This window comes from Ureibacillus massiliensis 4400831 = CIP 108448 = CCUG 49529 (assembly GCF_000772965.1).
Lineage (GTDB): Bacteria > Bacillota > Bacilli > Bacillales_A > Planococcaceae > Ureibacillus > Ureibacillus massiliensis.
Genome location: NZ_JPVQ01000003.1, coordinates 101605 through 125674 on the forward strand (window position 1 = coordinate 101605; position 24070 = coordinate 125674).

Genomic DNA, 24070 nt, shown 5'->3' on the forward strand with positions numbered 1-24070 from the left:
TCAAGTAAAGCTGTTTGTTAGCTGAAAAGAGACCGCCCTAGCCTAAAGAAATAAAATTGCGTGAGTTTCATAGAATATTGTATAACCAGTTGTTAAAAATATCTTGTTTTTTGCGAAGGTGGAATTGATTTAAAGGGGGCTAGCAAGTGGTAGAACGTGTAATTGCAACGGAAGAAGCACTTGCATTAATCGAAAAACTAAAGGAACAGCATGGTCCAGTGATGTTTCATCAATCAGGTGGTTGTTGTGACGGATCAAGCCCAATGTGTTATCCGGAGGGAGATTTAATTCTTGGAAATCAAGACGTGCTGATGGGTGAAATTGGTGGAGCGAAGTTTTACATGCATAAAAGTCAATTCGAGTATTGGAAGCATACGCAGCTTATTATTGATGTTGTAGCTGGTCGTGGAGGAATGTTTTCTTTAGAAGGAGTTCATGGGAAAAGATTCTTAACAAGATCTCGAGCATTTACAAAAGAAGAGATGCTAGAGCTAGGTCTAATTTAAATTGATGGTAAGGCTTTTTACAGAGTAATGTAAAAAGCCTTTTTTATAGGCAAATTTGTTGAAAATTAAAAACGAATTATAACCACATTTGTCAGGTTGCATTATTTCTTTTCAAAAGTAAACAAGTGCTAAAATAGACATAAAGAAATTTTGGGGGTGTTCGAATTGAAGGAAACGAAATTGTGGATAAATGGTGAATGGGTGGATGCGAAGAATTCCTACGAATTAACATCGCCTTATTCTGGAGAACCAATTGCAAATGTTGCAAAGGCATCTGTTATAGACGTTGAACATGCGATTGAAGGAGCACACAAAGCTTTCCTAGCATTTAAAAAGACAACGGCATATGAACGTGCGGAAATATTATATAAAGTCGTAGATATTATGCGAGGACGTAAAAATGAGTTCGCTGAAATACTAGCAAAAGAAGCAGGCAAGCCGATCTCTGCCGGACTGACTGAAATTGACCGTACCATTGCAACTTATCAATTTTCAGCAGAAGCGGCAAAACAATCAATGGGTGAAACAGTTCCTATGGACGCCGCCCCGGGTGTAAAAGATCGTATCGGTTATACAAAACGTGTACCACTTGGCGTTGTTTCGGCGATTACACCTTTTAACTTTCCTTTTAATTTAGTTGCTCATAAATTAGGCCCTGCTTTTGCAGTTGGAAATACAGTGGTATTAAAACCAGCAACTCAAACGCCTTTAAGTGCATTAGTAATGGCGGAAATCTTTCAAGAGGCTGGTTTACCTGATGGGGCATTACAAATTGTAACAGGTTCTGGTGGAGAGCTAAGTGATACTCTTATAACTCACCCATATGTAAAAAAGGTTACTTTCACAGGTAGTGGTGCTGTAGGGCTTAAAATTAAAGAAAAAATCGGTTTGAGAAAAGTTACGTTAGAGCTTGGATCCAACGCTGCTGTTATTGTAGAACCAAGTACGCCTATTGAAAAAATTGTATCCCGATGTGTAGGTGGAGCCTTTGGTTTTGCAGGCCAAGTCTGTATCTCGTTACAGCGTGTATATATTCATGAATCAATTTATGATGAGTTTTCGAAAGCGTTTATTGAAGAGACGAAGAAGTTAAAAGTGGGTGATCCACTAGACCCTTCAACTGATGTAAGTGCAATGATCCATCCAAAAGAAGTTGAGAGAATTAAACAATGGATTGAAGAAGCGAAAGAACAAGGTGCACAAGTTGCAACAGGAGCAGAATTCTCGGAAAGATGGATGACACCGACAGTAATGACAAATGTGACTCCAAACATGAAAGTCGTGTGCTTGGAAACCTTTGCTCCAATCGTATCCCTCGTACCATATAAAACATTAGATGAAGCGATTGAGCTTGTAAATGCATCAGATTTAGGATTAAATGCAGGGATTTATACAAACGTATTACCAGACGCCCTAAAAGCTGCTGATGAATTAGAAGCAGGTGCAATCGTCATTAATGATATTCCAACTTTTCGCGTTGATAACATGCCATATGGAGGAATGAAAAACAGCGGTTATGGACGTGAAGGAATTAAATATGCAATACAGGAAATGACGGATTTGAAATTCATTACGATCAAAACAACCATTTAGAGAAATACTAATGAATAAAATAATAAAGGATGTACTTAACTATGGAAAATGCTGTACCAATGAAACAGTCAAGGACGATTCAATCAAGACTTGTATTACCCCCAGATACGAATCATCATCTATCTATTTTTGGAGGAAAGGTTTTAGCTTATATTGACGAGGTAGCAGCCATTGCTAGTATGAAACACGCAAAAAGTGAAATCGTTACAGCTGCATTTGATTCTGTTGATTTTGTATCTCCCGCCAATGTTGGAGACATTTTAGAATTAGAGGCAATCGTAACTTCAACCGGCACAACATCAATGGAGGTCTATGTAATAGTAAAGGCTCTTAACTTCCGAACTGGTGAGCAAAAAATTACAACGGAATCCTTTATAACAACTGTCGCAATCGATAGTAAAGGTGATCCGATTCCAGTACCAAAAATTTACCCAGAAACAGAAGAAGAAAAGGTTCTTTACGAAAAAGGTCTGCTACGAAGACAGCAAAGACTAGAAAGACGAAATAATAGTAAGTAAAAAAAGGGGGTTCGAAATAATCGAACTCCCTTTTATATTAATCTGTTAAATCATGTAATACACTTACTAAGGAATCAGATGAGGATGAAACCACAGTAGCGCTATCTGCTAGCTCAGCTAAATGATTGGAAATTTCGTTAATATCTCTTGTCGTGTTCGAATACTGATTTTTAATACCCGAAACAGACTGGGCAATAGATTTAAAGGATTCAGCTAATTTTTGTTGTGCCTCCACGCTTAAATGAACTTGCTTATCAACGTGGGTTACTGCCCCTGTCATGCTCGTAATATTGTTTTCTGTTTCTTTAATTAAAGTTGAAACATTTTGTACAGCATTTTTTGTTTCCTCTGCCAGTTTTCGAACTTCCTCTGCAACAACAGCAAAGCCTTTCCCGTGTTCACCTGCACGGGCTGCTTCAATAGATGCATTTAAAGCAAGTAAGTTCGTTTGATCAGCAATGCCAGTCACAAGTCCTACGATCTCCGTAATCTTCTTAGAGGAATCGCTTAATTTATGCATGGATGATTCTAATATGTCGACACTTTCGATAATAATATTCATTAATTGTGTTTGTGTCTCAAGGTGCTTTGTCCCTAAAGAAGACTTTTCTTCCGTTTCGGCAACAAAACTCAATCCTTGCTTAGTTGCAGTAGAAATATTTTCAGATTGAGCAGTAATAAGCTGGAGTGATGCTGTTGTTTCTTCGCTTATGGCATTTAGCTCCTCTGCCGTGTTTTGAATTGTTGAAATGAGCGATATTTTCACTTTTTCATTTTGTTCACGAATGCGCTGTTGCTCCAGGTCGTACGCCTGAATCACAAGCTGTTGTTCAAAGTTAATAATCTTTGAAAAGGCATTAATCGCACGAGCAGTATCATCCTTTGACATCTGTAAATCGTTTATAAAATAAATAAAAGTTGTCATTAATGATTGGAAAGAGCTGAGGTACCAATTAGATTCTAACCCGATTCGTACATGTGCATGGGCAATAGCATTACGTTCTTCAATATACTCTCTATTGATTTGTCCCTTGAAAATATCTTTTAAATGCTTTGTTAAAGTGACTTTTAATCGTTCAATTTTAGAGTGTTCATTAATAATATTGATTAGGTGATTGCTTAATGTTAATGCAGAATAAAATTCATTTACCATCATCGGAATAAATTCATTCGATAATGGCTCAAGCTGTTTTAATATCGCCAAATCTTCTTTTGTTAATTGAATTAACTGAAGTTGTTTTGTTAAATTTGGATATTTCCCAACATCCAGTTGGACATTATTTATAAATTGCTCAGTTTTTAACTCTATTAAATTAGATTGATTTGTTTTATTGAATAAACGAATCATGTAATTCTCCTTATTAAGTAAATTTTTATTCGAAGGCAATTTGAAAATTAGGGATTACTAATTATTATTATACTAATTCGAATTATGCAAAATCTATCTTTTTCTATCAACAGTGCGCACAATATTAATAGGATGTTTGTGGTAGGGGAATTTGTATTTCAGTTGCGTACATTGTAAAATACTTTTGAGTTTAATTTAGGTTTAAGAAAATGAATTATATAAAGCTGAAAAGGAAGTCATATATATGTGGAAGAAGAGAACAAAATATGTTGTGCCAACGATGGTTATCGTAGCGATCGCAGCAATATTTATGTTAACAAATTATTACCCTGAAGTACCGACGTATCATAAAGCCTTAATCATTATTAGTGCCACTCTTTTTTCTGGACTACTATCTGCTGTACTATTCCCTCACGATGAGCATAAAATAGATCCAAAAAAAGATATAGAATCCAAACAAAAATAAACCATTCATCCGACAAATTCTCACTGCAGATTTTGTCGGATTTTTTGTCTAATATTATTGAGTTAAATAGGGGAAAATTAAACCAATACGAATATTTGTGGAACAAAAAAAATTTGAGTTCTTTTGTTTGCATTTTATAAATGACGTTAATATAATAAAGTCAAAGATAGTCAAAGTCAGAATGCCGAGTGAGGTGAGGTATAAAAATGGGGAATATATCTGACATCATTGAAGGTTATTTAAAGCGTGTTATCGAATTAGGAGGGCAAGGACATATTGAGATAAAACGTAGTGAATTAGCCGATAAATTCCAATGTGTACCTTCACAGATTAATTACGTGATAAATACGAGGTTTACCGCTGAGAGAGGGTATTTAGTTGAAAGTAAACGCGGCGGCGGTGGATATATTCGTATATTCCGGATTCGACCGAATTCGAAATCCGATTTATTAGATTCTATGATAAATCAAATAGACAATGGTGCGACTCAAGTTATGGCTGAAGATATCATATATCGATTAATAGACGAAGAAGTGATTACTAAGCGAGAAGCCAAATTAATGTTAGCTGCCATTGATCGATCAACCCTGAGATTGCAATTACCATTTCGAGATGAAGTAAGGTCGTTTATTTTACGGGCAATGTTAACAACTTTAAAATATGATAACCAGTGAGGTGGCGCACAGTGATTTGTGAACACTGTAAAACTAAACAAGCGACTGTGACGGTAACACAAATTATCAATGGTCAAAAAAGTGAAAGACATTATTGTGAGGTATGTGCAGCACAATTTCACCCATTTAATGTAGATTTTCAAGATGAAGAGCAATTTCCGCTTGCACAACTAGTATCAAACTGGTTTGGTCTTCCGATATGGAAAAATGAAACTAATGAAAAACAACAGTCCAATACTCAAACTACCGCTTCTTGTCCTGGCTGTGGATTCACCTTTCGTCAATTTTTGAATGAAGGCAAGCTCGGTTGCCCAAAATGTTATGACACCTTTAGTAGCAAATTACCTCAAGTGCTAGAAAAGATTCAGTCTGGAACGAAACATAATGGGAAAGTACCTGGTAGTTCAAAAAATAATCATTTGTTATTAAAAAAACAGATTGAAACAACTCGTGAACAGTTGCAGTTAGCAATTGTAGAAGAACGTTTTGAAGATGCTGCGATACTTAGAGATGAAATTAAAGATATGGAACGCAAGCTTGAAGTTGGAGGTGTAGATACACCATGAATTTAGAGCATTTTCTTAAAAGTGACGGACCAAGTTGGTTAGAGGTAAAAGGTTCTGATGCAGATATTGTCATGAGCACAAGAATTCGTTTAGCTAGAAACTTAGTAGGCTATCGTTTCCCACTTAGTTTTGATGAACAAGAAGCAAAACAAATTGATCAAGTAGTGACCCAGGCGCTATTAAATCGTAATAATGGGGACCATTTTTTCTCCCATTTCACGATTAAGGAAATGCCAGCATTACAAAGACAGATTCTGGTGGAAAAACACTTAATTAGCCCACTGCTAGCTAAAAAGGAGAAGTCTGCTTCAGTCGTTATTTCAAATGATGAATCCATAAGTGTCATGGTAAATGAGGAAGATCATTTGCGAATACAATGTTTATCACCTGGCTTCCAATTATATGAAACATATGAGTTAGCGAATCAACTTGATCGTTACCTTGAAAAACATATACCCTACGCTTTCGAAGAGTCCTTTGGATATTTAACAAGCTGTCCTACAAATGTGGGCACAGGTTTAAGAGCATCCGTTATGGTGCACTTACCAGCACTTACAATGTCAAAACAAATGAAGGCTATCATTCAAACGCTGACAAGATTAGGAATGGTCGTTAGAGGTATTTATGGTGAGGGTAGCGAAAATCTTGGGAACATTTATCAAATTTCAAATCAAATTACATTAGGTAAATCGGAAGAGGAAATATTAAACGATTTACAAAATGTAGTTGAACAAATTATTCAAAACGAACGAAATGCAAGACAATTGATAATGCAACAAGCGCCTATCGCATTAGAAGATCGGATTCAGCGTTCATTAGGTACATTAAAATATGCGCGGATTATGACAAGCGAAGAGGCGGCTTCATGTTTATCAAATGTTCGTTTGGGCATAGACTTAAATATTATTAAAGACGTTCCTTTAAGCATATTAAATGAATGTATGATTTTAATTCAACAAGGTTTTGTACAACAATATGCAGGCACTACGCTGCAAGCAACAGAAAGAGACCTGTTTAGAGCAAAATTATTACGCGAAAAGTTGAATGCAAAAACTAAAAACTCAGTGGAAAAAGGAGAGGAAAAGTATGATGTTTAATCGTTTTACACAGCGAGCACAAAAAGTATTACAACTTGCACAAGAAGAAGCTATCCGATGGAAGCACGAATCGATTGGAACTGAACATATACTTCTTGGCCTTATTCGTGAAGGTGGAGGAATTGCAGCAAAGGCTTTAGAGGCGATTGATGTAAGCCCACAAATGATTGAGTCAGGAATTGAGGAGTTAGTTGGGAAAGGCACAAAAGACGTTGGCCCAATCGTTCATTATACACCTCGAGCTAAAAAGGTAATCGAGCTTTCAGTAGATGAATCTCGTAAACTAGGCCACGCTTACATTGGAACTGAACATATATTATTAGCCTTAATCCGTGAAGGAGAAGGTGTAGCAGCTCGAGTACTTTCAAATGCTGGTGTAAGTTTAAATAAAGCCCGTCAGCAAGTATTACTACTGCTAGGAAATAATGACACAACGCAAAGTGGAGCAAATCCAACTCAATCAGTTAACACACCAACATTAGATGGCTTAGCTCGTGACTTAACAGCAATTGCGAGAGAAGGCTCTCTAGATCCTGTTATTGGCCGTAGTAAAGAAATTACACGTGTTATTGAGGTATTATCTCGTCGTACAAAAAATAACCCAGTATTAATCGGTGAGCCTGGGGTAGGTAAAACGGCTATTGCAGAAGGGCTTGCTCAACAAATCGTAAACAACGAAGTACCTGAAATCTTACGTGACAAACGTGTCATGACACTTGATATGGGTACTGTTGTAGCAGGAACAAAATACCGTGGTGAGTTTGAAGATCGATTGAAAAAGGTAATGGACGAAATTCGCCAAGCGGGCAATGTCATCTTATTCATTGATGAATTGCATACATTAATTGGAGCTGGTGGTGCTGAAGGCGCAATCGATGCATCCAATATTTTAAAACCATCCTTAGCTCGTGGCGAATTACAATGTATCGGTGCGACAACGTTAGATGAGTATCGTAAATATATTGAAAAGGATGCTGCTTTAGAGCGTCGATTCCAACCAATCCAAGTAGATGAACCATCAGTGGAGGAAACAATTCAAATTATCAATGGTTTACGTGACCGTTATGAAGCGCATCATCGAGTAAAAATTACTGATGAAGCAGTAGAAGCAGCAGCAAAATTATCAGATCGCTATATCTCAGATCGTTTCTTACCAGATAAAGCGATTGACTTAATCGATGAAGCTGGTTCAAAAGTACGACTACGTTCTTTCAATGTTCCACCAAACTTAAAAGCATTAGAAGATAAATTAGAAAATGTTCGCAACGAGAAAAATGCAGCTGTATCAAGTCAAGAATTTGAAAAAGCGGCGGCACTTCGTGATACAGAACAAAAAATTAAAGATGAGCTAGAACAAACGAAAAAAACGTGGAAAGAAAAACAAGGAAAAGAAGAATCAAAAGTTACAGTTGATGATATCGCCATGGTCGTATCAATGTGGACTGGAATTCCGGTTTCAAAAATTGCTCAAGAAGAGTCTGAAAAACTGCTTAACTTAGAAGAAGAATTACACAAACGTGTTGTTGGACAAAAAGAAGCAGTTGAAGCCATTTCTCGTGCAATACGTCGTGCTCGTGCAGGTTTAAAAGATCCAAAACGTCCAATCGGTTCATTCATTTTCCTTGGACCAACAGGTGTTGGTAAAACAGAACTTGCTCGTGCTTTAGCTGAAGTGATGTTTGGCGATGAAGATGCAATGATACGCATTGACATGTCTGAATACATGGAGAAACACTCGACTTCTCGTCTAGTAGGTTCACCTCCAGGCTATGTAGGCTTTGATGAAGGTGGTCAGCTAACAGAAAAAGTACGTCGCAAACCATACTCAGTTGTGCTGTTTGACGAAATTGAAAAAGCGCATCCAGATGTGTTCAATATTTTATTACAAGTATTAGATGATGGACGTTTAACTGATTCAAAAGGACGTAAAGTAGACTTCCGTAACACAGTTGTCATTATGACATCAAACGTAGGGGCAGAGGCCTTGAAATATCGTAAAAATCTAGGCTTTGGTGTCGGTGATAACTCTGATAAATATAAAGATATGAAAGGGACTATGCTTGAGGAATTGAAAAAAGCATTCCGTCCAGAATTCTTAAACCGTATCGATGAAATGATCGTCTTCCACTCATTAGAAAAAGATGAATTAAAAGAAATTATTTCTCTAATGGCGACATCATTAACAAAACGTTTAAAAGAGCAAGATATTGAACTAGAGCTTACAGATGCTGCTCTTGAAAAAATAGCTCAGGAAGGCTACGACCCTCAATATGGGGCACGTCCATTGCGTCGTTCTTTACAAAAACACGTTGAAGACCGCCTTTCTGAAGAACTATTAAAAGGTAATGTATCAAAAGGTCAGCAAGTAATCTTTGATTATGTAGATGGTGAGTTTGTCATTCGACAAAAAGATATTGTGAACGCAATATAGACGAAGAAGTGTCTCGCTATAGCTTATAGCGGGACCTTTTTCATTTTATTAACGTCCAATAAAGTAGAATATCAAAAGTTTACATGTCTACTCGTAAGTAGTTCGCCACTAATCTATTGCTTTTTTAATGGTTAACAGAAACAATATACTTAAAAACGATTGTGAAAGTATTATGTAGCAACTAGCAACAAAATTAGGAGGGCATATGGCAAAAAAGAAAGTAAAGTTTTGTTGTAATTCATGTGGATACGAATCGCCAAAGTGGTTAGGGAGATGTCCTGGATGTGGTGATTGGAATACGATGGTTGAAGAAGTTGAAGTAGTATCAAAAGGTCCACGAGGGGCATTTCAGCATTCCGTTGATACGGTAATTCAAAAAGCGACTCCTATCGTCTCTGTAGAAACAGTAGAGGAGCCTCGCGTACATACAGAAATGAATGAGCTTAATCGTGTACTAGGTGGAGGAATCGTTCCTGGATCACTTGTGTTAATCGGAGGAGACCCAGGTATAGGGAAATCAACATTACTAATGCAGGTATCTGCTCTTTTATCAAGTAAGAATCATCGGGTTTTGTACATATCTGGAGAGGAATCCATGCGTCAAACAAAACTTAGAGCAGAGAGATTAGGTGTTACCTCTAAGGAGTTATATATTTATTCCGAAACAAATTTGGAATTAATTCATCAAACGATTGAACAGGTATCACCGAAATTTGTCGTCGTCGATTCCATTCAAACCATTCATCACCCTGAGGTAACTAGTGCTCCGGGGAGTATTTCTCAAGTACGGGAATGTACAGCAGAATTAATGCGAATTGCAAAAACAAAAGGAATCGCGATTTTCCTTGTTGGACACGTAACGAAGGAAGGGCAAATCGCAGGACCAAGATTGTTAGAGCACATGGTTGATACAGTATTGTACTTTGAAGGGGAACGTCACCATACCTATAGAATATTAAGAAGTCAAAAAAATCGTTTTGGTTCAACAAATGAAATTGCTATTTTTGAAATGGTTCACCACGGATTAAAAGAGGTAAGTAATCCTTCTGAATTATTTTTACAAGAGCGGTCTCATGGTGCTCCTGGATCGACTATTGTCGCTTCGATGGAAGGTACAAGACCAATCCTTGTTGAAATCCAATCGCTCGTAACACCGACGAGCTTTAATTATCCGAAGCGAATGGCAACAGGCGTAGATCAAAATCGAGTGCAATTATTAATGGCTGTGTTAGAAAAAAGAATGGGAATGCTTTTACAGGCCCAAGATGCATATATTAAAGTAGCGGGTGGGGTTAAATTAGATGAGCCGGCAATTGACCTAGCCGTTCTTACCTCGATTGTATCTAGCTACAAGGAACAGTCCGTGAAACCGACAGATTGTTTTGTAGGAGAAGTAGGATTAACTGGTGAAGTTAGACGTGTATCTAGAATTGAGCAAAGAGTGCAAGAGGCAGCTCGTCTAGGATTTAAAAGAGCGTTTATCCCAGCTTCAAACTTAGGTGGTTGGGATTATCCTGAAGGAATACAAGTAATCGGTGTTGAGACAATCAATGATTCTTTAAGAGCATGCTTTAATGATTTATAGGAAAAATAATTAACATGCCTATACAATGAAATGTTTGTATGGGCATTTTTAGTTTTACTTTTGGGTAAAAATATAGTAAATGATGAAAAAGAGGGAAACCCGTTTAAAATTGGTTGTGACTTAAGCTGTATTTTAACTGAATTGTAAATTCAAGGGTACCCGTTGTTCGCAAACTAAATATAAACTATGTATAATTAAACTCAGTAAAGGGAGGTGAATAGTGATGTTAAAACGTATTATTCAAATTGCATTCCTATTTATCGGTGGGGCGTTAGGCTTTGTTTTTTTACCGCCATTATACGAATTTATAAATTTATCTACTAATCCTTGGCTTAACAACCCCTATGTATCGGTAGCAATAGGAGCACTTTTATTATTTGTTTTATCCTTTGCATTATCAGATTACTGTGTCAAATTGATTCAGTGGATGGAAGAAGTCTTGTTTAAAATTCCAGCAGCTGATTTATTTTTCGGAACTTTAGGTCTAATTGTTGGTCTAATTGTTGCTTATCTAATCGGGTTTGCAATTGAGCGTATTAACCTACCGATTATTAATAATTTTTTACCGATATTATTATCCATTATTCTAGGTTATTTAGGTTTCCGAGTTGGATTTAACAAACGGGATGAGCTCATTCAAATGTTTACAAAATCAGGGCCGAACTCAAAGAAAAAAAGCGGCGAACCAGGTAATATACTTGGAAGTGCCGATTATAAAGCATTGTATAAGCTGTTAGATACAAGCGTAATTATAGATGGACGAATTGCTGATATTTCCTCTACAGGATTTATCGAGGGTGTATTAGTTGTACCACAGTTTGTTTTAACGGAACTACAACATATTGCCGATTCATCAGATACATTAAAAAGAACGCGCGGCCGTAGAGGCTTGGATATGCTGAAAAAGCTTCAGGATGAACGTGCTACAAACGTCATTATTTCAGAAGAAGATTTCGAGGATATCCATGAAGTGGATTTAAAATTAGTTCGCCTTGCTAAAAAAATGGGCGCACAAATTCTTACCAATGATTTCAATTTGAATAAAGTTTGTGATCTGCATCATGTTCCAGTGTTAAATATTAATGATCTTGCCAATGCGGTAAAACCGGTTGTCATTCCTGGTGAGGATATGCAAGTCGTTGTGATTAAAGATGGTAAGGAACATAACCAAGGCGTAGCATATTTAGATGACGGTACGATGATTGTTGTTGAGGGTGGCCGTAGCTATATTGGTCAATCCATTACAGTAACAGTCACAAGCGTATTGCAAACTTCAGCAGGTAGGATGATATTTGCTAAACCTAAAGATGAACAAGTAGCTTAATTGATCGTTGTGTTTGATAGAGTAGGAAGTGGTACTGTGAATTATGAAGTCGTTTTACCTGCTGCCGGCAGTGGAAAAAGAATGGGTGCAGGTCAAAATAAATTATTTTTATTGCTTGAGGAAAAGCCAATTTTGATTCATACGTTAGAGGTATTCCAACAGGATGAAAATTGTACAGGGATATGGCTAGCTGTCAAACCTGAGGAGCGAGGCTATATTGAACAGCTTCTTAATCGTTTTGGAATAACAAAGGTGAAGGGTTTACCAGATGGTGGACTAGAGCGACAACATTCTGTTCATGCGTGTATCAAAAATATGGACCAGGTGGAGATTGTTTTAGTGCACGATGCAGCAAGACCTTTTATTACTTTACCAATTATTCAAAAGCTAGCTTTAACGGCACAAGAAAAAGGTGCTGCCATTGCGGGAGTGCGAGCGAAGGATACGATGAAAAAAGTAATAAACAATGTGATTGTTGAAACGGTAGATCGCGACACTTTATGGATGATACAAACACCACAGGCATTTCGCTTTTCGTTACTAGCACAAGCTGAAGATCATGCTGAAAAAGAAGGATTTTTAGGCACGGATGAAGCAATGTTAATAGAACGTTTAGGTCATAAAGTGCATATCGTGGAAAGTTCTTACGACAATATAAAAATGACCACAAAAGAAGACTTAATGCTAGGTGAGGCAATACTTAAAAAACGTAGGGAAACTCAAATAGGTTAAAAGGTAAAAATCTCGTCTAATTTAAAGGGGACGAGATTTTTATTTTTCAGTCACAAGATAGGATGTTACAATCCATCATAATGGGAAATATGTTAATATATGAATTGGTAAATTTAAAAAAGGATGGTGAAAGCTGCATTAAAAATAGACAGTTCAAATGGCTTTGGAGGTCTATATAATAAGCAGCTACAAAATATGTTTCGAGTAGGACAAGGATTCGATGTACATGCATTTGCAGAAGGACGTCCGCTAATTTTAGGCGGTATTACAATTCCTCATGATCGTGGGTTACTAGGGCATTCTGATGCGGATGTGTTATTACATACTGTAACCGACGCGGCTCTTGGTGCAATTGGTGAGGGGGATATTGGGCATCATTTTCCAGATACAGATCCAGCCTTTAAAGATGCAGACAGTGCAAAGTTATTAGAGCATATTTGGAAAATTGTTGAGGAAAAAGGGTATATTCTTGGTAATGTAGATTGCACGATTATGGCTCAGCGTCCTAAATTAGCACCTTACATTGAAGAAATGCGAAATAGCATTGCCCAGTTGTTAAAGGCCGATCCTTCACAAGTAAATGTTAAAGCGACAACAACTGAAAAGCTAGGATTTACTGGACGAGAAGAAGGAATTGCAGCAATGGCAACTATTCTTTTAATAAAAAAATAATAAGAATTCAAAAGAGCAGTAATGACACTCCCTTTCATTTACGACATCACAGTGGTAAAATTAGCAAAGTTATTTACGAATTAGGAGGCACATAATTATGACGAAGGAAGTTCGCGTTCGTTATGCACCAAGTCCAACAGGTTTTTTACACATTGGCGGTGCGCGCACGGCGTTATTTAACTATTTATTTGCAAAACATCACAACGGTAAATTTATCGTTCGTATTGAGGATACTGATATTGAGCGTAATGTTGAGGGAGGAGAAGCATCTCAACTAGATAACTTACGTTGGTTAGGTATTATTCCAGATGAATCAATTGATATTGGCGGTCCATATGCACCTTATAGACAAATGGAACGTTTAGATATTTATAAAAAACATGCGGAAGAGATGTTAGAGCGTGGGGTTGCGTATAAATGCTTCTGTACAACAGAAGAACTAGAAGCATCTCGTGAGGCACAAAAAGCAAAAGGCGTAGCAGCTCCTACTTACGATGGAAAATGCCGTCATTTAACAGCAGAGCAGGTCGCTGAAAAAGAAGCTGCAGGAATTCCTTATACAATTCGTATTCGTGTACCTGAAAACACAACTTATCGTTTCACTGATTTAGTGCGTGGAGATGTAACCTTCGAATCAAAAGACATCGGTGACTGGGTTCTGGTAAAAGCAAATGGCATCCCAACTTACAACTATGCTGTAGTATTAGACGATCACTTTATGGATATTACACATGTATTCCGTGGGGAAGAGCATTTATCAAACACACCAAAACAAATGATGATCTTTGATGCTTTTGGCTGGGAGTATCCACAGTACGGTCATATGACATTAATTGTAAATGAAAATCACAAAAAATTATCTAAACGTGATGAATCGATCATTCAATTTGTTTCTCAATATAAAGACCTTGGTTACTTACCAGAAGCGATGTTTAATTTCTTTGCGCTGTTAGGCTGGTCTCCAGAAGGGGAAGAAGAAATATTCACGAAAGAACAATTTATCGAAATGTTTGATGAAAAGCGTCTTTCGAAGTCACCTTCTATGTTTGATAAAAATAAACTAACATGGATGAACAATCAATACATTAAAAAATTGTCGCTAGAAGAAGTAGTTGAACTATCTTTACCACATTTACAAAAGGCTGGCTTGCTTCCAGAAGAGCTTTCTCCAGAACAACAAGCTTGGGCAACAGGTCTTATTGCTTTGTATCATAATCAAATGAGCTTTGGTGCGGAAATCGTTGAATTATCAAGCCTATTCTTTAAAGATGAGATTGAATATGATGAGGAATCAAAAGAAGTTCTTGCGGGTGAACAAGTTCCTGAAGTAATGGCTTCTTTTAAAGCTCAACTTACAGCGCTTGAAAGCTTTGATGCACCATCTATTAAAGCGGCCATTAAAGCTGTTCAAAAGGAAACTGGACATAAAGGGAAAAACCTATTTATGCCGATTCGCGTGGTGACTACGGGGCAAATGCATGGTCCCGAATTAGCGGACGCTATTGCTTTAATCGGAAAAGAAAAAGCAATTGAACGCGTTTCAAAGTTTGCAAATTAGAATTAATTGACTTTTAATGACCATGTTGTAAAATGAACTTACAAAAATGTTCAAATGATTTTGAAAGTCTATTTCGTTAATATAAAAAGCATGTGAAATTGTTAAAAGCGTTGAGAAGGAGAAGTACGTAAAATATGTTTCAAAGAGAGGGTCATCATCGGCTGAAAGTGACCTAAACCTCTATTTTACAGAAATGCACCTTTGAGCACTTTGCCGAAGCATTAGTAGGCAGGTCGGGTAGTTCTCGTTATTGGACTTATGAGAGGAAGGCATATACTGCTTTCAATCAGAGTGGAACCGCGCAATTTGTGTATAGGCGTCTCTGTCATTTTAAAAAAATGATAGAGGCGTTTTATTTTTTACCGCTAATTATGTGAACCTTTCATTATGGATTATACGTTAAAAAAGGAGAGAAAGTTTAAATGACTATCCAAATATTCAACTCTTTGACAAGACAGAAGGAGCCATTCGTTCCGCTTGAAGAAGGAAAAGTAAAAATGTATGTATGTGGTCCAACAGTATATAACTACATTCATATAGGGAATGCAAGACCTGTCATCGTTTATGACACAGTTAGACGCTACTTCCAATACAAAGGCTACGATGTAAAATATGTATCAAATTTTACTGATGTAGATGACAAAATTATTAAAGCTGCCAACGAATTAGGAGAAGAAGTATTCGAATTAACAGAGCGCTTTATTCATGCGTATTTTGAAGATATTACAGCGCTTGGCTGTAAAAAAGCAGATGTCCATCCTCGTGTAACGAATCACATGGACGATATTATCGATTTTATTAAAGTGTTAGTTGATAAAGGATATGCCTATGAATCCCAAGGTGATGTATATTATCGTACTCGTAAATTCGAGGGATACGGGAAATTAAGCCATCAATCCATCGATGATTTAAAAGTAGGTGCAAGAATTGAAGCTGGTGAAAAGAAAGAAGATCCATTAGATTTCGCACTATGGAAAGCAGCGAAGCCTGGTGAAATTAAATGGGAAAGCCCTTGGGGAGAAGGACGTCCTGGCTGGCATATTGAATGTTCTGTCATGGCAAGAGAGCATTTAGGAGATACAATTGATATTCATGCAGGTGGTCAAGACTTAACATTCCCTCACCACGAAAATGAGATTGCGCAATCGGAAAGCTATACAGGAAAGACCTTCGCAAAATATTGGATGCATAATGGGTATATTAATATTGATAATGAAAAAATGTCAAAATCCCTTGGTAATTTCGTATTAGTACATGACATCCGTCAGCAACTAGATCCGCAAGTATTACGATTCTTTATGTTATCCGTGCATTATCGTCACCCAATTAACTTTGCACAAGACTTAGTAGAATCTGCTAAGGCTGGGTTAGAACGATTACGCACTGCTTATTCAAATGTTCAACATAGACTAACTGCGACAACGGACTTATCGGAAAATGGTGACGAGTGGTTAGAAAAAGTTGCAAAAGTAAAGGGCCAATTTGAAGAAGCAATGGATGATGACTTTAATACAGCAAACGCTATTTCTGCATTGTTTGAATTAGCACGAATTGCGAACACGTATTTAAATGAAAAAAATACAGAGGAACGAGTGTTAAAGGCCTTCACAGAAACCTTTGATCAGCTTGGTGGTGTGTTAGGTGTTCAGTTTAATGCAGAAAACGAATTGTTAGATGAGGAGATTGAAGCATTAATTGAAGAGCGTAATATGGCGAGAAAAAATCGCGATTTCGCTAAATCAGATGAAATACGTGATAAGCTTCTAGAAATGAACATCGTCCTAGAAGACACTCGTCAAGGAACACGTTGGAAACGAGGTCTCTAATATGTCGCAATTGCGAATAGAAGATGTCAAGCAACTAAATGCGTTAGCACTAGCTTATATGGGAGATGCCGTTCTTGAACAAAAAGTTCGAGAACATCTCCTTATGATTGGACGAGCAAAACCGAATCATTTGCATAAAGAGGCTACTCATTATGTTTCGGCAAAAGCCCAATCAATGGTTGTCCACCGATTAATTGATGAAAAGTATTTAACAGAAGAAGAATTAACCGTTTTTAAAAGAGGAAGAAATGCAAAATCAGGATCTGTACCAAAAAATACAGACGTCCAAACGTATCGAAATAGTTCGGGATTTGAAGCGGTATTGGGTTATTTATTTTTAACAAAGCAGATGGAGCGCGTGAATCATGTGATTGAATACGCAATCGAAATTGTCGAGCAATCGAAAGGGGCATCAACATGACTGAACAAAATAATGAAATGATAGCTGGAAAAAACCCTGTCTTAGAGGCTCTTCGTTCAGGCCGAGAAATTAATAAATTGTGGATTGCAGAAGGCGTTAAGAAAACCGGGATTAATGAAGTTCTCGATTTAGCGAGAGAGCGCGGCGTACTTGTCCAATTTGTACCTAAAAAAAAGGTGGACCAATTAACAGATGCTAACCATCAAGGCATTGTTGCCTCTGTTGCAGCTTATAACTATGCGGAATTAGATGATTTATTTGAAGCTGCAAAAGCTAAAAACGAAGACCCATTCTTTTTAATTTTAGATGAGCTAGAAGATCCTCATAATTTAGGATCTATTATGCGAACTGCAGATGCAATAGGTGTTCATGGTATAATTATTCCAAAAAGAAGAGCAGTAGGATTAACAGCGGTTGTTGCCAAGGCATCCACAGGTGCCATTGAGCACGTTCCAGTTGTGAGAGTGACGAATTTAGCTCAAACGGTAGATGAGCTAAAAGACAGAGGTGTTTGGATAGCGGGAACAGATGCAAAAGGATCAGTTGATTATCGTAAGATGGATGCCACTTTACCCCTAGCCATTATTATCGGCAGTGAAGGGCGCGGAATGAGTAGATTACTTAAAGAAAAATGTGATTTTTTATACCATTTGCCAATGATCGGTCATGTTACATCTTTAAATGCTTCGGTAGCAGCAAGCTTGTTAATGTACGAAGTATTTCGTAAAAGACAAGAACGATTGGATAAGTAATATCTATGCAAAACATTTTGTTAGTTGATGGTTACAATATAATTGGCGCTTGGAAAGAATTACGTCCGCTCCGTGATAAAAGTTTTGAAGAGGCACGAAACCGATTGCTCGATCTTATGGCAGAATACAAAGCAGCAATGGGCTGGAGAGTAATTGTTGTCTTTGACGCCCACTTGGTACCTGGCATTGAACAAACATATATACAAAATTCGGTTGAAGTAATCTATACAAGAAAAAATGAAACTGCCGATGAAAGAATTGAGAAACTAACAAATGAATTAAAAGGTCGTAAAATACAAATTTATGTTGCTACCTCTGATATGACAGAACAAAATGTGATTTTTGGTCAAGGTGCTCTCAGAAAATCTGCAAGAGAACTAGAAATTGAGATGCAAATTATACAGTCCCAAATCTCATCAGAAGTAAAAACAAAGCAAGTAGAGAAGCCAGCAAGTAGAATTTCTTTACCAAAGGAAATAGCAATAGAATTTGAGAAATGGAGACGAGGTTTGAAATAACTCATTGACCGATATTTTCCAATTCCGTTATACTGATTCTAAAAACGATTCCTGCGTTTGGGGTGAGGCCGTTGCTAAAAAGTAATCAAACACAAGTGTTACAGCGATTTGAGGATCATACTGATGAACAACTGATTGAATTAGTACATCAAGGTAGTACCGATGCGTTAGATTATTTAATAACAAAATATCGATTGTTTGTGAAAGCGAAGGCACGTTCCTATTTTTTAATTGGTGCAGATAAGGAAGATATAATTCAAGAAGGAATGATAGGTTTATATAAAGCGATACGAGATTTTAAGGGAGACAAGCTTTCGTCATTTCGGGCATTTGCTGAACTCTGTATCACCCGCCAAATCATCACGGCCATAAAGACAGCGACGAGACAAAAGCACATCCCATTAAATTCCTATGTTTCTCTTGATAAACCAATTTATGATGAAGAGTCTGATAGAACTTTATTAGATGTTATTACATCTACAGAATCTGAAGACCCAGAACATTTAATGATTCACCGTGAAGAGTATTCGCATCTAGAAGAAAAAATTGGCGAAATACTAAGTGAGTTAGAACAACAGGTTTTAGCATTATACTTAGATGGACAATCCTATAACGAGATATCTGAAGAATTGAATCGTCATGTTAAATCTATTGATAACGCACTCCAACGAGTTAAAAGAAAGCTTGAACGACATTTAGAAATTGATCAAAGTAATTAGTTTGATTTTACAGAATGTTGACACGAAGTTCTTTAGATGATAGTCTTTATAGGACATCCTGCGCAAAAAAAGAGTGATTATATATGGCGAAAAAAGTCGTATTGAGTTGTGAAAAATGTGGATCGAGAAATTATTCGTTCCCAGATAAAGAGGATTCAACAAAACGTCTTGAACTAAAGAAGTTTTGTGCTCATTGTAATGAGCATACTTTACACAAACAAACGAAATGATAAATTATATTCAATTATTGAGAGTGAATAGTTGAAATAGTAAACACATAGAATAGACGATTTGTTCGGAGGTTAAGCTGTAATGGGCAAGATAAAACAATTTTTCCATGATGTAATGTCAGAAATGAGAAAAACTAGCTGGCCAAAAAGTAAAGAGCTTACGAAATATACAGTAGTCGTTATTTCAACTGTAATATTTTTTGCAATATTCTTCATGCTAGTTGACTTAGGAATTTCGAGTTTAGTTCGTTGGTACTTTGCGTTATAATGATGTTAATATGAATATTTTGAAATAGCCCGTCACAAAGATTAACGGGTTTTTTTCATTTGTTTTATAATATTAAAGAGACTGTATTTAAAAAATTGTATCGATATACGTATTTCGTATATGTAAAGGAGGAACGGACGCTTAGTCCTGCTAATTATGGAGAAAAAGTGGTATGTAGTTCATACTTATTCGGGTTATGAAAATCGAGTGAAGGCAAATTTAGAAAAACGTGTTGAAACAATGGGCATGCAAGATAATATCTTTCGTGTAATCGTTCCTGAACATGAAGAGACAGATTTAAAAGACGGTAAAAAACGTACAGTAATGCGCAAAGTATTTCCGGGCTATGTGTTAGTGGAAATGATCTTAACTGATGAATCTTGGTATGTAGTTCGTAATACGCCTGGTGTCACTGGCTTTATCGGTTCTTCAGGTGGTGGAGCAAAACCAACACCGTTATTGCCTGAAGAAGCAGATCGACTACTTCGTCAAATGGGCATGACGAAGAAAACGGTTGGTGAAATTGATATAACTGTTGGTGAACTTGTTGAGGTTTTAGATGGACCATTTGCTCACTTCCAAGGGAAAGTTGAAGAGGTTGATGCGGACAAAGGTAAAGTAAAAGTTACTATTGACATGTTCGGCCGTGAAACAAAAATGGAATTAGATTTCGAGCAAATACAAAAAATATAGGTATAAATTGGGGAGTAAACTATTCAAATATTTTACTTGCTAATATGTTTTAAAAGTGATATCATTTCATAGGTCAGACTGTCCAAAGGATAGTTTGCATGAATAGTAATGTTATCGGCAAATTGCTGACAAACAGATATTGAGTGGGAGGGGAAACCCAATTACCACATCACGGACTTAAGGAGGTGTGTCTCGTGGCTAAAAAAGTTATTAAAATCGTAAAACTTCAAATCCCTGCTGGTAAAGCAAACCCAGCGCCACCGGTTGGTCCTGCACTAGGTCAAGCAGGTGTTAATATCATGGGATTCTGTAAGGAGTTCAACGCACGTACAGCTGATCAAGCTGGTTTAATTATTCCAGTTGAAATTACAGTGTTTGAAGACCGTTCTTTCACTTTTATTACAAAAACGCCACCTGCGGCAGTATTACTTAAAGTAGCAGCAGGTATCCAATCTGGATCTGGTGAACCAAACCGTAAAAAAGTTGCAACGGTTAAACGTGATAAAGTTCGCGAAATCGCTGAACAAAAAATGCCTGACCTAAATGCTGCATCTGTAGAAGCGGCTATGAAAATGGTTGAAGGTACAGCACGAAGCATGGGTATTGTTATTGAAGACTAATTCCCGAAACACTTGATGATGAAGGCTTTTGTAAATGAGGTTGCGTTAGGTTCTTTGGAACTCGCAACCTCTATTCGTGGGAGGATTATCCGCTACAACCACAATCAAGGAGGAAAATATAAAATGGCAAAAAAAGGTAAAAGACTGCAAGATGCAGTGAAATTAGTTGACCGTTCGAAATTATATGCAGCTGAAGAAGCAATCGCTTTAGCTCAAAAAACAAGCACAGTTAACTTTGACGCAACAGTTGAAGTAGCTTTCAAACTTGGTATAGATACTCGTAAAAATGACCAACAAATCCGTGGTGCTGTAGTACTACCAAACGGAACTGGTAAAACTCAACGTGTATTAGTATTCGCTAAAGGTGAAAAACTTAAAGAAGCAGAAGCAGCGGGTGCTGACTATGTAGGCGATGCTGAATACATCAACAAAATCCAACAAGGTTGGTTTGAGTTCGACGTAATCGTTGCAACTCCAGACATGATGGGTGAAGTTGGTAAACTTGGTCGTGTATTAGGACCTAAAGGTTTAATGCCAAACCCTAAAACTGGTACAGTTACTTTTGACGTAACTAAAGCTATCAACGAAATTAAAGCTGGTAAAGTTGAATACCGTGCTGATAAAGCTGGTATTATTCACGCTCCTATCGGTAAAGTTTCATTCGAAACTGAAAAATTAGTTGAAAACTTCTTAGCTGTATTTGACGTAGTTCAAAAAGCAAAACCTGCAGCAGCTAAAGGTACTTACATGAAATCTGTAAACGTAACTACAACTATGGGACCATCAGTGAAAATTGATTCTACTAGTGTAGTTGTTAAATAATATATTTGTTTAACTAATTCCACGAGAATATAGTTGACAACCATCCGCTTCTTTGGTAAGATGGATGCTGTTGTGAATCATCCATTTGTACCGTAGACAGTAGGGGTGCTTAGACACTTAATGATCCTACCGAGGACATCGGAAATCAGATTCTTTTTAGATGATGACTTTCTGCCTCTATGTCTGTACGGCATAGAGGCTTTTCTTTTGTCGGTATAAATGACATTCTAATAGGAGGTGTCAAAATGAGCAGTACAGCAATCGAATCAAAACAAGTAGTAGTACAAGAAATCGCTGAGAAGTTTCAATCTGCTTCTTCAGTAGTAGTAGTTGACTACCGTGGTCTAACTGTTGCTCAAGTTACTGAACTTCGTAAACAACTTCGCGAAGCTGGTGTTGAGTTCAAAGTGTTCAAAAATACTTTAGCTCGTCGTGCAGCAGAAATCGCTGGTTTAGAAGGTATTAACGAAGCATTAACTGGACCAAATGCTATCGCGTTCTCGAAAGAAGACGTAGTAGCTCCAGCTAAAATTATCAACGAATTCGCTAAGAAAAACGAAGCTCTTGAAATTAAAGCTGGTATTATCGAAGGTTCTATATCTTCAGCTGAAGATGTTAAAGCACTTGCAGAACTTCCATCACGCGAAGGTCTACTTTCTATGCTTTTATCAGTACTTCAAGCTCCAATGCGCAACTTCGCGCTTGCAACAAAAGCAGTTGCAGATCAAAAAGAAGAACAAGGCGCTTAATTCAAATAAGTGCTTAAAGTTACAATCTAACACAAGGCAAATGGCCTAAAAACAATCATATATCCAATAGGAGGAAATAATAATGAGCAAAGAGCAAATCTTAGAAGCTATCAAAGAGATGACAGTTCTTGAATTAAACGATTTAGTAAAAGCAATTGAAGAAGAATTTGGTGTAACAGCTGCTGCTCCTGTAGCAGTAGTAGGTGGCGCAGGTGCTGCTGCTGCTGAAGAAAAAACTGAATTTGATGTAGTACTAGCTAGCGCTGGTGACCAAAAAATCAAAGTTATCAAAGTGGTACGTGAAATCACTGGTCTTGGCTTAAAAGAAGCTAAAGAATTAGTTGACAACGCTCCAAAACCATTAAAAGAAGGCGTTTCTAAAGAAGAAGCTGAAGATATCAAAGCTAAAATCGAAGAAGTTGGCGCTTCTGTAGAAGTTAAATAATTTCACTTTCATAACGAAGGTATTTAAAAGTGATTGCAAAGGTCTATTAATGACTTTTGCAATTGCTAAAAAGCTCGTCCTAATCGGCGAGCTTTCTTCATTTCTCCTAAGGAGGCGTATAAATGTCTATGTCTGAACATTATTATTCGAAAAAGCCTCAAACAGAAAGTAAGCCACGTCATTGGACCTTTAATTTACTTGGGCACGAGTTTCGATTTGAAACGGATGCTGGTGTATTCAGTAAAAGCGAAGTAGATTTTGGATCCCGTACTTTAATAGAATCTTTTGTACTGCCAGAAGTAGATGGAGTCGTGATGGATATTGGATGCGGTTATGGTCCGATAGGGCTGGCAATTGCAAAAGAACATCCCGAACGAACAATTTACATGATGGACGTCAACGAAAGGGCGATTGCACTTGCGCAAAAAAACGCTCAAACTAACGGGATTCAAAATGTACGTATTTTTGAAAGTGATGGCGTATCAGCTGTTGAAGAAGACGTCAACGCGGCCGCAATATTAACCAATCCGCCAATAAGAGCCGGAAAAGAAACGATATTCCGCTTTTACGATGGCGCTTATGAAAAACTAGTATCAAACGGTGAATTGTGGGTTGTCATTCAAAAGAAACAAGGAGCACCATCAACAGTTGCTCATTTAGAAGAAAAATTTACCGAAGTTGAAGTAGTGGAGAAGAAAAAAGGGTACTGGATTATAAAGGCGAAAAAATAAGGAAGATATGTATAAAATATTGACTTGACAAATCGCCTGTGATAACATAATAAAATGCAAAAATATTATTTTGTGGGAGTATGCCCTTTTGTATGTAACCAGAATTTGATGGTTATACTTCCCATGAATAAGTTTAGTTTAACCGAAAATGAGATCTAAGAAAAGACTCGTTTTCTTTTTGTCTTTCGAAATCATACACTATTTGG

General features: G+C 37.2%; 27 protein-coding genes and 2 other annotated features. Of the genes, 26 read left to right on the forward strand and 1 reads right to left on the reverse strand.

The window, feature by feature from the left end:
• Window positions 1-146: 146 nt before the first annotated feature.
• The 3 genes from CD30_RS03155 (at window position 147) to CD30_RS03165 (ending at window position 2617) form a co-directional block, all read left to right on the forward strand.
• The gene (locus CD30_RS03155) at window positions 147-506 is read left to right on the forward strand and encodes a DUF779 domain-containing protein (protein WP_036172361.1); all 360 of its coding nucleotides are present in this window, start codon (window positions 147-149) and stop codon (window positions 504-506) included.
• 165 nt (window positions 507-671) lie between these two features.
• Complete coding sequence (locus CD30_RS03160; protein ID WP_036172363.1) at window positions 672-2099, forward strand: aldehyde dehydrogenase family protein; 1428 nt, start codon at window positions 672-674, stop codon at window positions 2097-2099.
• 41 nt (window positions 2100-2140) lie between these two features.
• Window positions 2141-2617 carry an acyl-CoA thioesterase gene (locus tag CD30_RS03165; RefSeq protein ID WP_036172365.1) on the forward strand — a complete coding sequence of 159 codons (477 nt, stop codon included), beginning with the start codon at window positions 2141-2143 and terminating at the stop codon, window positions 2615-2617.
• 37 nt (window positions 2618-2654) lie between these two features.
• Here CD30_RS03165 and CD30_RS03170 read toward each other — a convergent pair whose 3' ends face one another.
• Window positions 2655-3965: a globin-coupled sensor protein gene (locus tag CD30_RS03170; RefSeq protein ID WP_036172367.1), complete on the reverse strand. Its 1311-nt coding sequence runs from the start codon at window positions 3963-3965 to the stop codon at window positions 2655-2657.
• A 244-nt stretch (window positions 3966-4209) separates the two neighbouring features.
• Here CD30_RS03170 and CD30_RS03175 point away from each other — a divergent pair, with 244 nt between their 5' ends.
• From CD30_RS03175 to CD30_RS03285, 23 genes are all read left to right on the forward strand, one after another.
• The gene (locus CD30_RS03175; RefSeq protein ID WP_036172369.1) at window positions 4210-4431 is read left to right on the forward strand and encodes a hypothetical protein; all 222 of its coding nucleotides are present in this window, start codon (window positions 4210-4212) and stop codon (window positions 4429-4431) included.
• 206 nt (window positions 4432-4637) lie between these two features.
• Entirely contained in the window at window positions 4638-5105 is a 468-nt protein-coding gene (locus CD30_RS03180; RefSeq protein WP_036172371.1) for a CtsR family transcriptional regulator, read from the forward strand.
• An 11-nt stretch (window positions 5106-5116) separates the two neighbouring features.
• A complete protein-coding gene (locus CD30_RS03185) occupies window positions 5117-5671 on the forward strand; it encodes a UvrB/UvrC motif-containing protein (protein WP_036172373.1) in 555 nt (184 codons plus the stop codon).
• Window positions 5668-6768 carry a protein arginine kinase gene (locus CD30_RS03190; protein ID WP_036172374.1) on the forward strand — a complete coding sequence of 367 codons (1101 nt, stop codon included), beginning with the start codon at window positions 5668-5670 and terminating at the stop codon, window positions 6766-6768. Before CD30_RS03185 ends, CD30_RS03190 begins: the two co-directional genes overlap by 4 nt.
• On the forward strand, window positions 6758-9199 hold the full coding sequence (locus tag CD30_RS03195; RefSeq protein ID WP_036172376.1) for an ATP-dependent Clp protease ATP-binding subunit: 2442 nt from the start codon (window positions 6758-6760) through the stop codon (window positions 9197-9199). The genes CD30_RS03190 and CD30_RS03195 overlap by 11 nt, the downstream gene beginning before the upstream one ends.
• Window positions 9200-9404: 205 nt before the next feature.
• On the forward strand, window positions 9405-10784 hold the full coding sequence (gene radA / locus CD30_RS03200) for a DNA repair protein RadA (protein WP_036172379.1): 1380 nt from the start codon (window positions 9405-9407) through the stop codon (window positions 10782-10784).
• A gap of 223 nt (window positions 10785-11007) precedes the next feature.
• Window positions 11008-12108: a PIN/TRAM domain-containing protein gene (locus CD30_RS03205; RefSeq protein ID WP_036172381.1), complete on the forward strand. Its 1101-nt coding sequence runs from the start codon at window positions 11008-11010 to the stop codon at window positions 12106-12108.
• Between the two features lie 36 nt (window positions 12109-12144).
• Window positions 12145-12840, forward strand: coding sequence for a 2-C-methyl-D-erythritol 4-phosphate cytidylyltransferase (ispD, locus tag CD30_RS03210; protein ID WP_036172383.1), 696 nt, complete (start codon window positions 12145-12147; stop codon window positions 12838-12840).
• Between the two features lie 195 nt (window positions 12841-13035).
• Window positions 13036-13512, forward strand: a complete 477-nt coding sequence (gene ispF, locus CD30_RS03215) for a 2-C-methyl-D-erythritol 2,4-cyclodiphosphate synthase (RefSeq protein WP_036172557.1) — start codon at window positions 13036-13038, stop codon at window positions 13510-13512.
• 97 nt (window positions 13513-13609) lie between these two features.
• The gene (gene gltX / locus CD30_RS03220; protein WP_036172385.1) at window positions 13610-15070 is read left to right on the forward strand and encodes a glutamate--tRNA ligase; all 1461 of its coding nucleotides are present in this window, start codon (window positions 13610-13612) and stop codon (window positions 15068-15070) included.
• A gap of 101 nt (window positions 15071-15171) precedes the next feature.
• Window positions 15172-15397: a binding site (T-box leader), on the forward strand.
• Between the two features lie 95 nt (window positions 15398-15492).
• On the forward strand, window positions 15493-16896 hold the full coding sequence (gene cysS / locus CD30_RS03225) for a cysteine--tRNA ligase (protein ID WP_036172387.1): 1404 nt from the start codon (window positions 15493-15495) through the stop codon (window positions 16894-16896).
• A gap of 1 nt (window position 16897) precedes the next feature.
• Complete coding sequence (locus CD30_RS03230) at window positions 16898-17317, forward strand: Mini-ribonuclease 3 (protein ID WP_036172388.1); 420 nt, start codon at window positions 16898-16900, stop codon at window positions 17315-17317.
• Window positions 17314-18069: a 23S rRNA (guanosine(2251)-2'-O)-methyltransferase RlmB gene (gene rlmB / locus CD30_RS03235; protein ID WP_036172390.1), complete on the forward strand. Its 756-nt coding sequence runs from the start codon at window positions 17314-17316 to the stop codon at window positions 18067-18069. Before CD30_RS03230 ends, rlmB begins: the two co-directional genes overlap by 4 nt.
• A 5-nt stretch (window positions 18070-18074) precedes the next feature.
• A complete protein-coding gene (locus tag CD30_RS03240; protein ID WP_036172392.1) occupies window positions 18075-18587 on the forward strand; it encodes an NYN domain-containing protein in 513 nt (170 codons plus the stop codon).
• 71 nt (window positions 18588-18658) lie between these two features.
• A complete protein-coding gene (gene sigH / locus CD30_RS03245) occupies window positions 18659-19306 on the forward strand; it encodes an RNA polymerase sporulation sigma factor SigH (protein ID WP_036172394.1) in 648 nt (215 codons plus the stop codon).
• 83 nt (window positions 19307-19389) lie between these two features.
• A complete protein-coding gene (gene rpmG / locus CD30_RS03250; RefSeq protein ID WP_036172396.1) occupies window positions 19390-19536 on the forward strand; it encodes a 50S ribosomal protein L33 in 147 nt (48 codons plus the stop codon).
• A gap of 82 nt (window positions 19537-19618) precedes the next feature.
• Window positions 19619-19804: a preprotein translocase subunit SecE gene (gene secE, locus CD30_RS03255; protein WP_036172398.1), complete on the forward strand. Its 186-nt coding sequence runs from the start codon at window positions 19619-19621 to the stop codon at window positions 19802-19804.
• Window positions 19805-19960: 156 nt separating this feature from the next.
• Window positions 19961-20497 (forward strand): transcription termination/antitermination protein NusG, encoded by a 537-nt coding sequence (gene nusG, locus CD30_RS03260; protein ID WP_036172400.1) that lies wholly within the window; start codon window positions 19961-19963, stop codon window positions 20495-20497.
• Between the two features lie 194 nt (window positions 20498-20691).
• On the forward strand, window positions 20692-21117 hold the full coding sequence (gene rplK, locus CD30_RS03265) for a 50S ribosomal protein L11 (protein ID WP_036172402.1): 426 nt from the start codon (window positions 20692-20694) through the stop codon (window positions 21115-21117).
• Window positions 21118-21240: 123 nt separating this feature from the next.
• Entirely contained in the window at window positions 21241-21939 is a 699-nt protein-coding gene (rplA, locus tag CD30_RS03270; protein ID WP_036172404.1) for a 50S ribosomal protein L1, read from the forward strand.
• A gap of 72 nt (window positions 21940-22011) precedes the next feature.
• Window positions 22012-22154: a sequence feature (ribosomal protein L10 leader region), on the forward strand.
• A gap of 30 nt (window positions 22155-22184) precedes the next feature.
• Window positions 22185-22688, forward strand: coding sequence for a 50S ribosomal protein L10 (gene rplJ, locus CD30_RS03275; protein ID WP_036172406.1), 504 nt, complete (start codon window positions 22185-22187; stop codon window positions 22686-22688).
• A gap of 82 nt (window positions 22689-22770) precedes the next feature.
• The gene (gene rplL, locus CD30_RS03280) at window positions 22771-23133 is read left to right on the forward strand and encodes a 50S ribosomal protein L7/L12 (protein ID WP_036172408.1); all 363 of its coding nucleotides are present in this window, start codon (window positions 22771-22773) and stop codon (window positions 23131-23133) included.
• Between the two features lie 128 nt (window positions 23134-23261).
• On the forward strand, window positions 23262-23864 hold the full coding sequence (locus tag CD30_RS03285; RefSeq protein ID WP_036172559.1) for a class I SAM-dependent methyltransferase: 603 nt from the start codon (window positions 23262-23264) through the stop codon (window positions 23862-23864).
• The last annotated feature ends 206 nt before the right edge of the window (window positions 23865-24070 follow it).

What these genes read in the sequence shown, in the direction of transcription:
- CD30_RS03165 (WP_036172365.1), top strand. Translation starts at nt 2,141, where the DNA reads ATGGAAAATGCTGTACCAATGAAACAGTCAAGGACGATTCAATCAAGA.
- CD30_RS03170 (WP_036172367.1), bottom strand. Translation starts at nt 3,965, where the DNA reads ATGATTCGTTTATTCAATAAAACAAATCAATCTAATTTAATAGAGTTA.
- CD30_RS03175 (WP_036172369.1), top strand. Translation starts at nt 4,210, where the DNA reads ATGTGGAAGAAGAGAACAAAATATGTTGTGCCAACGATGGTTATCGTA.
- CD30_RS03180 (WP_036172371.1), top strand. Translation starts at nt 4,638, where the DNA reads ATGGGGAATATATCTGACATCATTGAAGGTTATTTAAAGCGTGTTATC.
- CD30_RS03190 (WP_036172374.1), top strand. Translation starts at nt 5,668, where the DNA reads ATGAATTTAGAGCATTTTCTTAAAAGTGACGGACCAAGTTGGTTAGAG.
- CD30_RS03195 (WP_036172376.1), top strand. Translation starts at nt 6,758, where the DNA reads ATGATGTTTAATCGTTTTACACAGCGAGCACAAAAAGTATTACAACTT.
- radA (WP_036172379.1), top strand. Translation starts at nt 9,405, where the DNA reads ATGGCAAAAAAGAAAGTAAAGTTTTGTTGTAATTCATGTGGATACGAA.
- CD30_RS03205 (WP_036172381.1), top strand. Translation starts at nt 11,008, where the DNA reads ATGTTAAAACGTATTATTCAAATTGCATTCCTATTTATCGGTGGGGCG.
- ispF (WP_036172557.1), top strand. Translation starts at nt 13,036, where the DNA reads ATGTTTCGAGTAGGACAAGGATTCGATGTACATGCATTTGCAGAAGGA.
- gltX (WP_036172385.1), top strand. Translation starts at nt 13,610, where the DNA reads ATGACGAAGGAAGTTCGCGTTCGTTATGCACCAAGTCCAACAGGTTTT.
- cysS (WP_036172387.1), top strand. Translation starts at nt 15,493, where the DNA reads ATGACTATCCAAATATTCAACTCTTTGACAAGACAGAAGGAGCCATTC.
- CD30_RS03230 (WP_036172388.1), top strand. Translation starts at nt 16,898, where the DNA reads ATGTCGCAATTGCGAATAGAAGATGTCAAGCAACTAAATGCGTTAGCA.
- rlmB (WP_036172390.1), top strand. Translation starts at nt 17,314, where the DNA reads ATGACTGAACAAAATAATGAAATGATAGCTGGAAAAAACCCTGTCTTA.
- CD30_RS03240 (WP_036172392.1), top strand. Translation starts at nt 18,075, where the DNA reads ATGCAAAACATTTTGTTAGTTGATGGTTACAATATAATTGGCGCTTGG.
- rpmG (WP_036172396.1), top strand. Translation starts at nt 19,390, where the DNA reads ATGGCGAAAAAAGTCGTATTGAGTTGTGAAAAATGTGGATCGAGAAAT.
- secE (WP_036172398.1), top strand. Translation starts at nt 19,619, where the DNA reads ATGGGCAAGATAAAACAATTTTTCCATGATGTAATGTCAGAAATGAGA.
- nusG (WP_036172400.1), top strand. Translation starts at nt 19,961, where the DNA reads ATGGAGAAAAAGTGGTATGTAGTTCATACTTATTCGGGTTATGAAAAT.
- rplA (WP_036172404.1), top strand. Translation starts at nt 21,241, where the DNA reads ATGGCAAAAAAAGGTAAAAGACTGCAAGATGCAGTGAAATTAGTTGAC.
- rplJ (WP_036172406.1), top strand. Translation starts at nt 22,185, where the DNA reads ATGAGCAGTACAGCAATCGAATCAAAACAAGTAGTAGTACAAGAAATC.
- rplL (WP_036172408.1), top strand. Translation starts at nt 22,771, where the DNA reads ATGAGCAAAGAGCAAATCTTAGAAGCTATCAAAGAGATGACAGTTCTT.
- CD30_RS03285 (WP_036172559.1), top strand. Translation starts at nt 23,262, where the DNA reads ATGTCTGAACATTATTATTCGAAAAAGCCTCAAACAGAAAGTAAGCCA.